The sequence below is a fragment of the Pantoea sp. YR525 genome, from assembly GCF_900116775.1.
Lineage (GTDB): Bacteria > Pseudomonadota > Gammaproteobacteria > Enterobacterales > Enterobacteriaceae > Pantoea > Pantoea symbiotica.
In genome coordinates this window covers 14,878-28,955 of sequence record NZ_FPBU01000008.1, presented here as the reverse complement: position 1 = coordinate 28,955, position 14,078 = coordinate 14,878, and the positions used below count along the sequence as shown (strand labels likewise).

The following is a 14,078-nucleotide window of genomic DNA, read 5'->3' as shown; positions in this document are numbered from 1 at the left end:
CGCAACAACAAAGCGCAGCGAGAAGTAAGTCGTTGTTTAATCGCTAAAGATAATCTGCGTTTTCACTCCACACCGCAGCGCCTTGCTTCACACAGCCGCGTAACGCCACGCTGCCATCCGGCTGAGCAGCCAGCAGCAACACATCGGCGGGAGCGCCGCAGGCTAGACCTTGCTGCTGCGGCAGATTGAGCTGGCGCGCCGGACGTATGGAGGCCATCTCAATCGCCTGCGCCAGCGTCGCCAGTTGCTGGCGCAGCAGGAAATTCACGCCCTCCAGCAAACCGCGCGCGGAGCCCGCCAGCAGTTGCGGCGCATCGGCGATGCTCAGGCGTCCGCTGGCGCTGAGCTGCACGCGGCCACCAATCGCCGTGTCATAGATGCCCGGCGGCTGCCCGGCAAAAGAAGTAACGTCACTGACCAGCAGCGCCTGCTCGCCTTTGGCACGCAGGAACACTTTCAGCACGTCCGCCGGCAGGTGATCGCCATCGGCAATCAAGGTGGCCGTCAGCGCATCTTCGGCCAGCTGCTGCCAGATATAATTGGGATGGCGTGGCAGTTGCAGATGCGCGCCGTTGCCGAGATGAGTGGAGAGCGTGGCACCCGCGTCAACCGCCGCATGAATTTGCTGTGGCGTAGCGGAAGTGTGACCAATGGCGACGCGCACCTGCTGCGCCACACAATGCTTGATCAGCGCATCGCTGTGCGGCCATTCCGGTGACAGCGTCAGCAGGCGAATATGCTGCTGAGCCGCTTGCTGCCAGCTGTCGAACAGCGCGATATCCGGTGCGCGAATCGCCTCGCGCGGATGCGCACCGCGCGGCCCATCTTCAGGCGACAAAAACGGTCCTTCCAGATGAAAACCGGGCACGGCGCGAGCCACGTCAGGATGATGCTGGCAGGCGCTGGCGAGTCGCTGCATCGCCTGCGCAATCTCCTCCGGCATGGCGGTGATCACCGTCGGCAAAAAACTGGTGACGCCCTGCTGCCACAGCGCGCGCGTGGCGTGCAGCACATCCTCTTCGCTGAAGGGAAAATGGTTGAAATCGACGCCCTGAAAGCCGTTGACCTGCAGATCGACCAAGCCCGGCGCGAGGATAATCTCCTCTTCCAGTTCGCTCAGCGCGCGCACATCGATAATGGTGCCGTGATCAATTTCCAGCTCAATCGGTTGCAACGTGCGGTAATCGCGGCCGCGCAAAATGAGGTTAGTCAAAGGTCACCTCCGGGCAGGCATCGCTGTCGGTATAGAGCGTGCAATCGGCATGCTGGCGCAGACACGTCGCCGGACAGGCGGTGGAGATCGCATCATTGAGCGTTGCCCGCACCGCCGCGCGTTTAGTGGCGCCCGGCACCATGCAGAACAGCCGCGTTCCGCTCATCAGCGCGGGAATCGTTAGCGTCACAGCATGGGTCGGTACTGCAGCGAAAGTGGCGAAACAGCCATCGTTAACCTGCTGCTGGCGGCAGGCATCATCCAGTTGCACTACTTTCACAGTGAGTGGATCGCTGAAGTCGGCCACCGGCGGATCGTTGAAGGCTAAATGGCCGTTCTCGCCAATGCCGAGACATACCGCATCAATCGGAGCGGCATTAAGTTTTTTAGCGTAATCCGCACAAATTTCTGCCGGATCGCCGCAAGATGGAATCAGGTGGATTTCACCAGGCTGCACCACATCAAACAGTTTCTGGCGTAAAAAGTGGCTAAAGCGTTGCGGCGCATCCGCGTCCAGCCCGATGTACTCATCCATATGGAAGGCGTGAATGCGCGACCAGTCGATATCTTTCGCCGCAACCAGCGCGGCGAGAAACTCGTTTTGCGAGGGCGCAGCGGCAAACACCATGCGCACCACATGCTGTTCACTCAGCCGTTGACGCAGAAACGCAGCCACATCCTGCGCCGCATCCGCACCTAATGCCGCGCGGCTGGCGAAGCGTTTGATGCGTAAGCGATCTCGGGTTCCCTGTTGTAATAGCGTCATGTTATCCCTCCTGAGAGACGTTGCTTTTGTGCGCCCAGCGCTGTGCAGCGGGCGCATCCTGATCCTGATTGAGTGCATTCAGCAGCTGATCCACTTCCGGGCGCACAGGCGCGCGGCGCAACCAGCCCATCACCACGAACAGCACCAGTGAAGACATCACTGGCGCGGCCACCACGGTGGCGGTGCTGACATCGGTAAAGATAAATTTCACGCAGAAGAAGGTGCCGACGCCAATCGCCCAACTCACCAGTGCGGCGGCGCTGCCACTGCGACGAAACGCCGGCAGCAAACCCAGTAACATCGGAATGGAGATCGGCCCCACTAAGCCGCCAAACCAGATGATCAGCAGCGACAGCACGCCGCCGAAGTGGCTGGCGTTCATGGCAATCACCAGCGTGGTGATAATGAAGAGGAAAGCGGTGAGCCGCGCCACCAGCAGCGAGCTTTTACCGCGCTGAAATTGCTTTGGCAGCATGCCAGGCAGGATATCGCGCGTCACCACGGCGGTAATGGCGTTGGCATCCGATGAGGTCATCGACAGCGTGTGAGTAAACATCGCCACCAGCACCAAACCGACTAAGCCATTCGGCAGCAGTTCCATCGCCATCATCGAATAAGATCGCGACGGATCGCTGAGATTTGGGAACAAAAGCGGCGCCGCCCACATTGGCCAGAACAGAATCAGCGGCCAGATCAGATAGAGCGCGGCGGAGAGGCGTGCTGCTTTGCGCGCATCGCGGCCAGCGGGCGCGGCAATGAAGCGCTGAGCCAGATTCCAGGTGCCGCCGTTGTAGCTCAGCGTGTAGATGACAAAATAGGCGAGAATAAAGCCGATGCTGTACGGCTCCTGAATAATCTGCGTGTGGGTTGACGGCAGCTTCTGCCAGATGGTGAACAGCTCAGCAAAACCGCCGAGATGTACCGCCACCGCGACCACCATCACAATCGCGGCGACAAACTGCACCACGAACTGGCCGAAGTCGTTGCAGGCATCTGCCCACAATCCGCCCATCACGGTGTAAAACAAACTCAGCGCGCCGGAAACACAGATGCCGATCAGCGGATCGAGTCCGGTGAAGACGTTAATTATCACCGCAATCGCCGCCCACTTCGCACCGACGTCAAAGGTTTTCAGCAGCACGCCGCTCCACGCCAGCACCATTTGCGTGGGCAGGTTGTAGCGCGTGGCGAGATATTCCATTGGCGATTCGATGTTCATGTAGATGCGCAAGCGCGCCCAGCGCGGCGCGAACAGGCGAGAACCGATCAACACCGCGATGGCGATGGGAAACGCCCACCAAAAATAGATGGTGATGCCCATGTTGTAGGCCACCGCCGCATAGGCGACAAACACCGCAGCGCTGTAGCCCGACATATGATGCGACACGCCCGACAGCCACCACGGCATTTTGCCGCCGGCGGCAAAGAAATCACGCGTGCTGCCCACCTTGCGCATCGCCCACAAGGTTATAGCCACAATCATCAGCGCATAAAGCGCCATCACAGCATAATCAAGCACATTCATAGCAGACTCCACAGGTAAAGGCTGCCCAACGAACGGTCCGGCTTCGCGGGGATTAGGCGTTTAGAATAATTAGTCATCATTTAGGACTAAAGCATCCTGCCAGCGTTATCGGTGCAGTTTTGTGATGAGGATCCTGATATGAGTTTTTCCTCTGACGTGATAAGTAAAATTGAATACCACTACGCTGCAGCTTACAGCAATAAAAAAAGGGTTCACGCTAAACATGAACCCTTATTACTTTTCACGCAGGTTAGATTTAATAAGACGGGGCTAACCGTTAATTAAATCAGCTTTTCTTCAGGCACGAACTCATAAACGTTTTACGTGCATCGCCGGTGAGCTTTTTATCGCCCGCATCAGCATTACAGGTTTTCATCTTCATTTGTTGCGGCGTCATATTGCCCATTTTGCTGTCTTTTTTCAGACAGTCACTCATAAAGCTTTTACGCGCATCACCTTTCAGATTTTGTGTACCGGCGCTCTGGTTACACATGGTCATTTTTTCCTGCTGTGCGGTTTTCTCTGCCGCACTCGCACCGCCTGCGATCAGCAAGCCTGCTGTCATTATTGCCAAAAGACACGATTTCATTACCGGATTCTCCATAGCATTATTGCCACCTAAGCATGGCACGGAATAAGCAAATACGAGAAATCGATAATGACATTCGCCTGAAAAAACAGGCGATAGCCGTTAAACGCGGGGATGGTGCAGCAACTTCTCTACGTAATTACGCAGCATGGTGGTATCGGGCGTTTCAGCAGCGGGAGCGACGGGCGGCATGGCTAATTTAATAGCGGCCTCAATGTCGTGGAATTGTTCGGGATTCAGTTTGCGCAGCATCGCGGTTAACACGATTTCTAACGCCTCAACCTGAACCACTAATTCTTTAGACTCTTCTTCTTTTTCAGCCAGCTTTAGAAGGAGTTCCGCAATCAGGTTTTTCATGCGACAAGCTCAATGAGAGAAGAAAAACAGACGTTAGCATTGCGCAGAATAAAACAACAAGGATTTTTAAGGGTTTTCAGAAAAAAACAGCCAAACGGCAGAATAAAAAAAACCGGCTAGATTTCAATATGTAATAGCGAAACGTTTCACCAGGCGTTTAAAGATTTATTGAAACGTTTCGCTTACCTATACCCTAAATAATTCGAGTTGCAGGAAGGCGGCAAGTGCAATCATCCTCAGGAGCTTACTTTAGTAAGTGACTGAAGGTGAATGCACGCAGCCAACGCACCTGCAGCTTGAAGTATGACGGGTATTAGTGGGGCCCCATAAAACCGCGTCCCGGACCGCCGCCACCATGACCGCCGCCCCAACCGCCGCCGCCCGGAGGTGGGAAAATACAACCGCTCAGCGCAGTGACCAGTGCCACAACTGCGGCGATTTTAATAATACGGACCATAATTACCTCGGAATGGTGAAATCGGGCTGAGTGTATGAGGCCGCATCGGGCGCGACAATACAGAATTCTCCGCAACACGGCGCTATTCATCTCTGCTCACCACGCTTAACAATTCACTGGCACTAAAGCGGCAAAAACATCACACAGGCGGCATCGATTGGTGCCTACGCGCTACGCAAAATTGCTGTCGAGCGCTTTACAGCCGGTGTAATTTCACGCAATGTGAGCGCATTACAATAAATGAGATCTCATCATGAGCTTATCTGCTGTATCCCTGAGTGAAATTCTGGCGCGCCGTGACTGGGAAAACCCGGTGATCACCAGCCTTAATCGGTTGGATGCGCATCCGCCGTTTGCCAGTTGGCGCGATGAAACCAGCGCGCGCGACGATCGCCCTTCGCCTTCGCGCCAGTCATTGAACGGTCAATGGACCTTCAGCTACTTCACGCAGCCTGAAGCGGTGCCACAAAGTTGGCTGCTGCAGGATCTGCCCGGCGCCGATGCGCTGCCGGTGCCCGCTAACTGGCAGCTGCACGGTTTTGACGCGCCGATTTATACCAACGTGCAGTACCCGATTCCGGTCACGCCGCCTTTAGTGCCGCAAGAGAATCCCACAGGATGTTATTCGCTCACATTTAAAGTTGACGATAACTGGCTGCAACAGGGCCAGACGCGCATTATCTTCGATGGCGTGAATTCGGCCTTCTTCCTGTGGTGTAACGGCCAGTGGATCGGCTATTCGCAGGACAGTCGCCTGCCCGCCGAATTTGATCTCAGCAAGGCGCTACAGCCCGGCCAAAACCGTTTAGCCGTGATGGTGTTGCGCTGGAGCGATGGCAGCTATCTGGAAGATCAGGATATGTGGCGCATGAGCGGCATCTTCCGCGATGTCAGCTTGCTGCATAAGCCGGAAACGCAACTGGCCGATGTGCAGATAGAAACCGCGCTGAGCCCGGAATACCTGCGCGGCGATCTTCGCGTTAGCGTCAAAATCCACGCTGGCGATCGTCAGCCCGCGCAATGCCGCTTGCGCGTCAGCTTGTGGCGCGGCGACAGCTGCATTGGCGAGCAGGAACAGGCACCTGGCAGCGACATCATCGACGAGCGCGGACATTATCCTGAACGCGCCCTGCTGATCTTGCCGGTCAACCAGCCGCTGCTGTGGAGCGCCGAAACGCCGCATCTTTATCGCGCGGTGGTGACGCTGCTGGATGAAAATGGCAACGTGCTCGAAGTCGAAGCTTATGACGTGGGTTTCCGCCGCGTCAGCATTGAAAAAGGGCAATTGTGCCTGAACGGCAAGCCGCTGCTGATTCGCGGTGTGAACCGCCATGAACATCACCCGGAAAACGGTCAGGTGGTGGATGAAGCCAGTATGCGCCGCGACATCGAGCTGATGAAACGCCACAACTTCAACGCCGTGCGTTGCGCGCACTATCCCAATCATCCGCTGTGGTATCGCCTGTGCGATCAATACGGTTTGTATGTGGTGGATGAAGCCAATATCGAAACGCACGGCATGCAGCCAATGAACCGTCTTTCCAGCGACCCGCGCTGGTTCGCCGCCTACAGCGAGCGCGTCACGCGCATGGTGCAGCGCGATCGCAATCATGCCTGCATCATTATCTGGTCATTGGGCAACGAATCCGGTCACGGCAGCACGCATGATGCGCTCTATCAATGGGTGAAAAGCAGCGATCCAACGCGTCCGGTGCAGTACGAAGGCGGCGGCGCCAACACGGCCGCCACCGATATCGTCTGCCCGATGTACGCGCGCGTCGATCAGGATCAGCCTTTCCCTGCGGTACCCAAGTGGTCGCTGAAAAAGTGGATTGGTCTGCCGGGCGAAACGCGTCCACTGATCCTGTGCGAATATGCGCACGCAATGGGTAACAGCTTTGGCGGCTTCGCTAAATACTGGCAGGCGTTCCGCCAGTTCCCGCGCTTGCAGGGCGGCTTCGTCTGGGATTGGGTTGATCAAAGCCTGACGCGCTATGACGATAACGGCGAAGCCTGGCAAGCCTACGGCGGGGATTTTGGCGATACGCCCAACGATCGCCAGTTCTGCATGAACGGGCTGGTTTTTGCCGACCGCTCACCGCATCCGGCGCTGTTTGAAGCCCAGCGCGCGCAGCAGTTCTTCCAGTTTCAACGTGACGCTAACCAGTCGTATCGCTTTACCGTCAGCAGCGAATATCTGTTCCGCCGCAGCGATAACGAAGTGCTGCGCTGGTCAATCGAGCAGGATGGCGTTGCTATCGCCAGCGGTGAAATGCCGCTCGATCTCGCCGCACAAGGCAGCCAGACGTTTACGCTGCCGGCCAGTGAAGATTTGCAGGGCAACGCGTGGCTGAATCTCGCGGTGCATCAGGTCAACGCCACGCCGTGGTCCGAAGCGAATGCGCGCGTTGCCTGGGATCAGTGGCCGCTGCCCGCTGCGCTGCCGGTGCGCGTTATAGAGACCGGTGCCACCGCGCCGGAACTGATCGCCAATCACGATCTGGTGGCGGTGGTGCTGCCGCAGCAGCGCTGGCACTTCTCGCGCCGCAGCGGTGAGCTGGTGCAATGGTTTGTCGATGATGAAGAAACCCTGCTCACGCCGCTGCAGGAGTGCTTTATTCGTGCACCGATTGATAATGATATCGGCACCAGCGAAGCCGCCAATGTTGATCCCAATGCGTGGATCGAGCGCTGGAAGCGTGCGGGCTACGATGAGTTGGATGCGGTGTTGGTGGATATGCAGGTCGATAGCCTGAAACACAGCGTGCTGATTGAAACCTGGCATCAGTGGCACGCCAACGGCCAACTGGCTTTCACCAGCCACAAACGCTATCAAATCAATGCTAACGGCGAGTTGACCATTAGCGTCAATGTGGAACAATCCGCGGGTCTGCCGCCGCCGGCACGCATCGGGCTGCGCTGCCAACTGGTCAAGTCACCGCAGCAGGTGAGCTGGCTTGGTTTGGGCCCGCACGAGAACTATCCGGATCGCCAGCTGGCGGCGCAGTTCTCACGCTGGCAACTGCCGCTGGCGGCACTCAGCACCGCGTATGTGTTCCCCGGTGAAAATGGCTTGCGCTGCGGCACGCGTCAGTTACAAAGCAATGGCTTGCAGGTGAGCGGCGACTTCGCCTTCTCGCTCAGTCACTACAGCCTTGAACAGCTGCGTGAAACCTCGCATCGTCACTTATTGCAGCCAGAGGATGGCTGCTGGCTGCACCTCGACGGCTTCCACATGGGCGTCGGCGGTGACGATTCATGGAGTCCAAGCGTTAGCCCGGAGTTTTTGCTTTCTCAGCAGAGCTGGCACTACGCGCTGACGTTGCGTCAGTAGGTTTTTCCGCACTGTCACGCTGGCTCACAGGCGGAGTCAGCGTGGTTTTCGGGCGGCGATAGAAACGGCGCAGGAAGATCACGTTGACCAACACCACCATCGCCGTGGCGAAGAACACCCAGCGATAGCCGGTTGCCGCCGATACCGCCGCGCCCAGCAGCGGACCTGCCACATTTCCCAGATACATAAACGATTGGTTGTAGCCGAAAATACGCCCGGTGACGTTATCGCGTGAATGCCGTACCAGCAGCGTTTGCACCGCCGGCATCATCGCGCCATCGGCAAATCCCAGCAGGAAGCGCAGCACGCCCAACTGCGTCGCGCTGGTGACAAACGACATCGCCACCAGCAGCAGCAACGACACAATCATGGTGGCGATCAGAATGCGTTGCGTGCCAATACGATCACCAAGTTTACCCAGCCGTGGCGCGGAGATCAGCGCCGATACGCCTGGCAGTGCGGCAATCACCCCGCTGAGAAACGCAATGTTCTGCGCATTCGGCGCCAACTCGCGCACAAACAGCGTCAGGATCGGATTCACCGAACCGTTACACATCTGAATCACCATGGTGGTGAAGAACAGGCAGATCATTAAGCGCGGATTATCGAGGCTGCGAAACACTTCGCGCCCGCTCAGCTTGTCCTGTTTGCTAACCGGCGTATAACCGGTCTCTTTTATCAGGAACAAGGTGACAAGGAAGCTCACCATCAGCAGCACCGCCGTGACGATAAACACCATGCGCAAACCGAGCCAGTCCGCCAGCAAACCGCCAATCATCGGCCCGAGGATCACGCCGCTGATCTGCCCGGTGGAAACACAACTCAGCGCCCAGCCGCTGCGTTCGCGCGGTACTTGCGCCGCCACCAGCGCCATCGCATTGGGAATATAGCCGGAAGTGAGGCCCATTAGCGCGCGCAGCAGCAGCAGTTGCCACGCCTGGGTGACAAACGCCTGCAGCAGAATCACCGCGCCCATGCCGAACGAGGCGCGCAGCAGCATCAGCTTGCGCCCTTTGCGGTCGGCAAGGCTGCCCCACAACGGCGCGACGGCGGCAGAAACAATGAAGGTGACGCTGAAAGTGAGTCCAGACCAAACGCTGAGCGCGTTACCGCCACGAATCCCGAGTTCTTCAACGTACAGCGGCAGGAAGGGAATGATCTGACTAATGGCGAGGCCGGTAAAAAAGCAGCCAAACCAGACGGATATCAGATTAACTTTCCAGGACTCGATGGAGCGTAACATGGGCGCGGGCATCAGAAGAATGAAACGAGGGTTCAGTCTAACAATCTCATAACATTACCGGACGGCAAAACATGGCATCGGCGAAAAAACGCAGTTTTACACTGTCGAGCGTGATTCTGCTCACAGCAAATCATGTCAGAGGGGCGTTTTTTAGTGTCTTTATGTGCTGAAACAATGCTTGCCGCAAGATAAGCGCATCGAGACTGCAGGCAAACGTGAAAAAATATGTCTACACGTTACTGACAATATTCCACACCGCATCTATGTTTAAAAAACCACCAGTCATCACTGGCGACGCGCTGTCTGTTCTGGACAGTCCGCATGATTAACCTTTATTTCCCCATGCTGCCATTATCCGGCGGTGGGCATCGTTGTCTCTGCGGAGGTCAGCTATGAGAACCCAGCCAAACAGCGCCAGTCGGGCGATTACCGACTACTTCAATAGCCCAGCCTGGCATGCACCGCATGAGAGCGACATGTTAGCGGCGATCATGCGCGAACTGATGGATGACGGACAGCCTGCCACCAGCAAAGCGATTATTGCGCGCGTGATTGATAAGCTGGAATTCGAAGGGGATGAACAGCAGCTGCAAAGCTATCGCAACTTACTGGCAAAACTGCTGGAATCGGGGCCGCAAAACTAGCGGCCCACGCCATTATTTTACTGTACGCAGATGGTCGGCTTCGCTGACAAACGCCTTACCGCTCTGACGCTGGTACAGGCAGAGTTCGCGCCCGACCTGATTTTTCATATGCTTTTGCGGATAGCGACCTTCCAGCAGTAGCGCATCAAAGCCCACGCTATCGTCATACTGAATCGGCTTGCCCACCACTTTCACTGACTTCAGACCGCTGGCCTTGAGACAGCTTTGCTGCATATTCTTATCGTTTTGCTGCCACGCCGCTTCGCTCGATGCCTGCGCCAGCGGGCTTAACATCAGCGTTAACAGCAGCAATTTTGCACTTTTTCTCATCATCACTCCTCTATCAGCCTTATAGGCAGAAAGATAAAAAAATTCCCGCCGAAGCGGGAAGAAATAAGACGAGCATTGCATATTCGAGAGTGACGAGGAAATCTCCGTAGTGCGCAGTTATCCTCGCCCGGCGCTGTGACAGCCAGATGACAATGCAATGTCGTTTTGGTGTTATCCGCAGTACACCCGGGAAATCTTACCGCTTTGATCCGCTGCGAAATTTATGCGACGCAGATTGAAATCCATCGTTACTGCTGAATTCCACGGAATGGCACGCACCGGCACCGCGAAGCGTTTGCTGTCGAGTGTTGATAATGGCTGACCAACGTAGTTTTGATATTGCGATGCGCCGCACTGATCGGTTTCCGGATCGTGGCTGGCAGCAGCGCTGGTGTCAGGTTTGCTGGCGGACTGGCAGGCGCTGAGGGCAAATAAGGCCGTTACCAGTAGCGCTTTTCCATAATGGGTCACAAGTTTCTCCTCCTGGATTAATAGACAACCGGTTTTTGAGAGTAGCAAAGCGTGACCGTGAAGCGGAAATATTTACAGCAGATTGGTCGCATAAATTCGCTTTAAAGCACGATCTTCCTCTCAAAAGTTAGGATTAATCGCACGCACTGTCTAAACATCACGCGTCGGAACACTACAATTAACTAAGAATTTTCTTAGATAGGAGGCGTTATGGAACTGGTGATTTTTGTTGGCTTCGCGGCGCTGATGACGTTTGTTGCGATCAGAGTGCGTTAATAAGCCACCGCACATTTCGTAGCGGCGCGATTTATCGCGCAATAAATTGCGCCGCTACAATGTGTGCAAAATTAATTGACGGTTTCCTCTTCCTGCAACCGGGCATTAAACGCCGCCAGCGGCATGGGTCGGCCAAGGAAATATCCCTGCCCTTCCTCGCACGACAGCGCTTTTAGCTCTTTCAGCTGTGCTTCGGTTTCAATCCCTTCTGCGGTAATGGTCAGCGCAAACGCGCGTGCCAGGCCGACAATTCCCGCGACCACCGATTGCGCCTGCTGCGATTCCGGGAACTCCTTCATCCATGAACGATCGATCTTCAAACCGTTGAACGGGAAGGTTTTCAGATAACCCAACGCCGCATAGCCGGTACCAAAATCATCCACCGTCAGCCGCACGCCAAGCGTGCGCAGGCCTTGCATGATCTCCAGTGCACGATCCGGATTTTCAAAAGTGACGTTTTCAGTGATCTCCAGTTCCAGCCGCGTGGCCGGTAATCCACTCACCTCCAGCGCATGCGCCACGCGCTGCACCAGATCGTTATTACGAAACTCAACCGGCGAAATATTGACGGAAACATAGCGCTGTTCGCCCCAGTCGCGGGCGTCCACGCAAGCGCGCATCAGCACCCAATCGCTGATCGCCGCTATCAGACCGTTCTCTTCCGCTAACGGAATAAAGCGATCGGGCGTGATCCATTGATCGTCGGCTATCTGCCAGCGAATCAGCGCTTCCGCACCGGCCAGTTGCCCACTTTGTAGCTGATAGCGCGGCTGATAATGCAGCGTGAAAGCGTGATTGTGCAGCGCAGCTTCAATCGCCTGCACCATGTCGCGTTTTGACTGCAGATGGTTCGCCATATCGCTGGAGTACCACACCCACTGATCGCGTCCGGCACTGCGCGCCTGAGCCAAAGCAATATCAGCCAGCCGTAACAGCGCTTCCGGATGCGCTGCATCCTGCGGTGCCGAAACGATGCCCATGCTGGCGGTGAGGCTGATCTGATGCGAGCCGCTGATGATCGGTTGATGCACCATGCGCTGCAGCGCACGACAGCGGTATTCCACGCCAGCGCGCGTGCTTTCGCGCAGCAACAAAATAAAGGCATCGCCGCCGAGCCGAGCCGCCAGTTCATTCGGCGCCAGCAAGCTTTTCAGCCGTTTTGAGATCTCATTCAGCACTTCATCGCCAACCGCGTGGCCCCACGTATCATTGATCGGTTTGAACTGATCGAGATCGAAACTGATGACAAACAGCGGATCATCTTCGCTAACGCTCTCCAGATAGGCGGTTAAATACTCCTGCAGCTGCATGCGGTTCGCGAGGCCGGTCAGCATGTCATGGCGTGACAGAAACTGAATGCGCGCTTCGGCATCCACTTCGTGGGTGATATCCGAAACCGTGCCGCGAAAACCCGAGCGCAGGCCGTTACGCCGAATGGCTTTCGCCATTAACTGCCCAATACGTCGCTCGCCGTTGGCCGACATAAACTGGCAGCGCAGCGGCACGTGCTGCACCTCTTCACCCTGGCGCATCAGCCACGAGACCAGGGAATGGCTGGGATGACTCAGCAGTTGATCGAGCGGACGCCCCATCCAGCTTTTCACTTCATGCCCAGTAACCGCAGCAAAGCGCGAGGAGAGATAGCAGAGACGGCCCTGATCGTCGATTTCCCAGATCCAATCCGACGCCGCTTCCGCCAGATCGCGAAAACGCTCTTCGCTGTTGGCTAATTCACGCTGACTGATCGCCAGCATTTCAAAGCGCCGATCGGAGATCACCGCATTATGCAGCGCATGACGCAGCACGCGACGCGTCACCAGCGCCACCGCCAGCGCGGTGAACAGCAGCAGCGGCATCATCAGCCAGATCACGCCGAAGCCTGGATTTTTTGGCTGCCAGCGCAACACCAACGGTTCGCCCTGCAGCACCGGCTCCACCAGCCGAGGTTCAAACAGCGCATCGTTCAAACCGCTGGCGATGCGCGGCTCAATCACATTCAGGGATTTGCCCAACGCTTGCAGTTTGTCTGGGCTGAAAATGTTAACGAATACCATCACCGAAGCGGGGCCGGGAATAGTTGGCAAATCCGGCACTTTGCCCGGCGTAATCGGCGCCGCTACCAGAATGGCCGGATGGTTCTCCACCTTGGCATTGCGTGCCACGGCATCATGCAGCGTACGTGCCGTGCTCACTAAAAGGTCACTTTGTGCGCCTAACCAGCTTTCTAACGTGACATCGGATAATTTGCCGCGAATCACCGCGTAACGGGTTTTCCCCTTGCCATCCACCACGAACACGCCATCGTAGTGATACTCCTTGTAGAGTCCCGGACCAAAGTTCTCTTCGTCCCACGCCCAAACCTTATTGACCGTCAGATGCAGGTTTTTCCAGCCTTCGCCCCAGTTTGCATAATCGCGCGCATCGACGATCATCTCCTGCTGCTGTTGCTGCCACGCCTGACGCAGCAAATTGGCATCCTGCTGGATGGCGTCGATATTTTGTCGATGGGCGATAACCAGCACCATCACCACCGAGAGAAGCAGTACGCCAAACAGCAGCGAGGACAAGGTGCGCAGGCTGCGCCGCGTTACCCGTACCGTGTGTGCTTCCATGTTGGCCCTGGCGGCCAGTGCCGCGTGCCGGTGAAACTCAGAATTCATGCGCAATGCTCGCGAAATACAGGCAGCAAAAAAGGCGGATGACAACGCAGACTGCGCACATCTCCACCCTGTAAGGGTTTGAAAGGTTATCGGCCCCGAGTGCCGCAGATTTAGTCTTGTTGGTGGAATATTTGAGCAGCGCAAATGTGCAGCACGCCACCTCGACAGCGATGATCGGCGTTGCTACTATGCGCTCTCCTCTGCTCGCTGAGT

General features: G+C 56.4%; 12 protein-coding genes. 2 read left to right on the top strand and 10 right to left on the bottom strand.

All coding sequences use genetic code 11. From position 1 onward, the window contains the following. Positions 1-43: 43 nt before the first annotated feature. The 6 genes from BM323_RS16670 to BM323_RS24525 all read right to left on the bottom strand — a co-directional run bounded on the left by BM323_RS16670 (position 44) and on the right by BM323_RS24525 (position 4,907). Positions 44-1,213: an N-acetylglucosamine-6-phosphate deacetylase gene (locus tag BM323_RS16670; RefSeq protein WP_008106045.1), complete on the bottom strand. Its 1,170-nt coding sequence runs from the start codon at positions 1,211-1,213 to the stop codon at positions 44-46. After that, complete coding sequence (locus BM323_RS16665) at positions 1,206-1,979, bottom strand: glucosamine-6-phosphate deaminase (protein WP_008106043.1); 774 nt, start codon at positions 1,977-1,979, stop codon at positions 1,206-1,208. The genes BM323_RS16670 and BM323_RS16665 overlap by 8 nt, the downstream gene beginning before the upstream one ends. Before the next feature lies 1 nt (position 1,980). Next, complete coding sequence (locus BM323_RS16660; protein WP_008106041.1) at positions 1,981-3,504, bottom strand: sodium:solute symporter family protein; 1,524 nt, start codon at positions 3,502-3,504, stop codon at positions 1,981-1,983. 286 nt (positions 3,505-3,790) lie between these two features. Further along, positions 3,791-4,093, bottom strand: coding sequence for a PsiF family protein (locus BM323_RS16655; RefSeq protein WP_008106038.1), 303 nt, complete (start codon positions 4,091-4,093; stop codon positions 3,791-3,793). Between the two features lie 102 nt (positions 4,094-4,195). After that, complete coding sequence (gene iraP, locus BM323_RS16650; RefSeq protein WP_008106035.1) at positions 4,196-4,450, bottom strand: anti-adapter protein IraP; 255 nt, start codon at positions 4,448-4,450, stop codon at positions 4,196-4,198. A 313-nt stretch (positions 4,451-4,763) separates the two neighbouring features. Next, the gene (locus BM323_RS24525) at positions 4,764-4,907 is read right to left on the bottom strand and encodes a hypothetical protein (RefSeq protein ID WP_008106033.1); all 144 of its coding nucleotides are present in this window, start codon (positions 4,905-4,907) and stop codon (positions 4,764-4,766) included. A gap of 253 nt (positions 4,908-5,160) precedes the next feature. On the opposite strand from BM323_RS24525, the gene BM323_RS16645 reads away from it, so the two are divergent. Further along, the gene (locus BM323_RS16645) at positions 5,161-8,241 is read left to right on the top strand and encodes a beta-galactosidase (RefSeq protein WP_036648771.1); all 3,081 of its coding nucleotides are present in this window, start codon (positions 5,161-5,163) and stop codon (positions 8,239-8,241) included. On the opposite strand, the gene BM323_RS16640 is transcribed toward BM323_RS16645, so the two are convergent. Further along, on the bottom strand, positions 8,180-9,484 hold the full coding sequence (locus BM323_RS16640; protein WP_008106028.1) for a multidrug efflux MFS transporter: 1,305 nt from the start codon (positions 9,482-9,484) through the stop codon (positions 8,180-8,182). The genes BM323_RS16645 and BM323_RS16640 overlap by 62 nt on opposite strands. A gap of 392 nt (positions 9,485-9,876) precedes the next feature. Between BM323_RS16640 and BM323_RS16635 the strand changes: the two genes are divergently transcribed. Next, positions 9,877-10,128, top strand: a complete 252-nt coding sequence (locus tag BM323_RS16635; protein WP_008106027.1) for a biofilm development regulator YmgB/AriR family protein — start codon at positions 9,877-9,879, stop codon at positions 10,126-10,128. A 12-nt stretch (positions 10,129-10,140) separates the two neighbouring features. Here the strand turns inward: BM323_RS16635 and BM323_RS16630 are convergent, their stop codons facing one another. The 3 genes from BM323_RS16630 to BM323_RS16620 all read right to left on the bottom strand — a co-directional run bounded on the left by BM323_RS16630 (position 10,141) and on the right by BM323_RS16620 (position 13,865). Beyond that, positions 10,141-10,458: a hypothetical protein gene (locus BM323_RS16630; protein WP_008106025.1), complete on the bottom strand. Its 318-nt coding sequence runs from the start codon at positions 10,456-10,458 to the stop codon at positions 10,141-10,143. Between the two features lie 171 nt (positions 10,459-10,629). Further along, positions 10,630-10,929, bottom strand: a complete 300-nt coding sequence (locus BM323_RS16625) for an I78 family peptidase inhibitor (RefSeq protein ID WP_008106024.1) — start codon at positions 10,927-10,929, stop codon at positions 10,630-10,632. A 347-nt stretch (positions 10,930-11,276) separates the two neighbouring features. Then, complete coding sequence (locus BM323_RS16620) at positions 11,277-13,865, bottom strand: bifunctional diguanylate cyclase/phosphodiesterase (RefSeq protein WP_008106022.1); 2,589 nt, start codon at positions 13,863-13,865, stop codon at positions 11,277-11,279. Positions 13,866-14,078: the final 213 nt, after the last annotated feature.

Coding starts and splice junctions, on each gene's coding strand:
- BM323_RS16665 (WP_008106043.1), bottom strand. CDS start 1,979: ATGACGCTATTACAACAGGGAACCCGAGATCGCTTACGCATCAAACGC.
- BM323_RS16660 (WP_008106041.1), bottom strand. CDS start 3,504: ATGAATGTGCTTGATTATGCTGTGATGGCGCTTTATGCGCTGATGATT.
- BM323_RS16655 (WP_008106038.1), bottom strand. CDS start 4,093: ATGAAATCGTGTCTTTTGGCAATAATGACAGCAGGCTTGCTGATCGCA.
- iraP (WP_008106035.1), bottom strand. CDS start 4,450: ATGAAAAACCTGATTGCGGAACTCCTTCTAAAGCTGGCTGAAAAAGAA.
- BM323_RS24525 (WP_008106033.1), bottom strand. CDS start 4,907: ATGGTCCGTATTATTAAAATCGCCGCAGTTGTGGCACTGGTCACTGCG.
- BM323_RS16645 (WP_036648771.1), top strand. CDS start 5,161: ATGAGCTTATCTGCTGTATCCCTGAGTGAAATTCTGGCGCGCCGTGAC.
- BM323_RS16640 (WP_008106028.1), bottom strand. CDS start 9,484: ATGTTACGCTCCATCGAGTCCTGGAAAGTTAATCTGATATCCGTCTGG.
- BM323_RS16635 (WP_008106027.1), top strand. CDS start 9,877: ATGAGAACCCAGCCAAACAGCGCCAGTCGGGCGATTACCGACTACTTC.
- BM323_RS16630 (WP_008106025.1), bottom strand. CDS start 10,458: ATGAGAAAAAGTGCAAAATTGCTGCTGTTAACGCTGATGTTAAGCCCG.
- BM323_RS16620 (WP_008106022.1), bottom strand. CDS start 13,865: ATGAATTCTGAGTTTCACCGGCACGCGGCACTGGCCGCCAGGGCCAAC.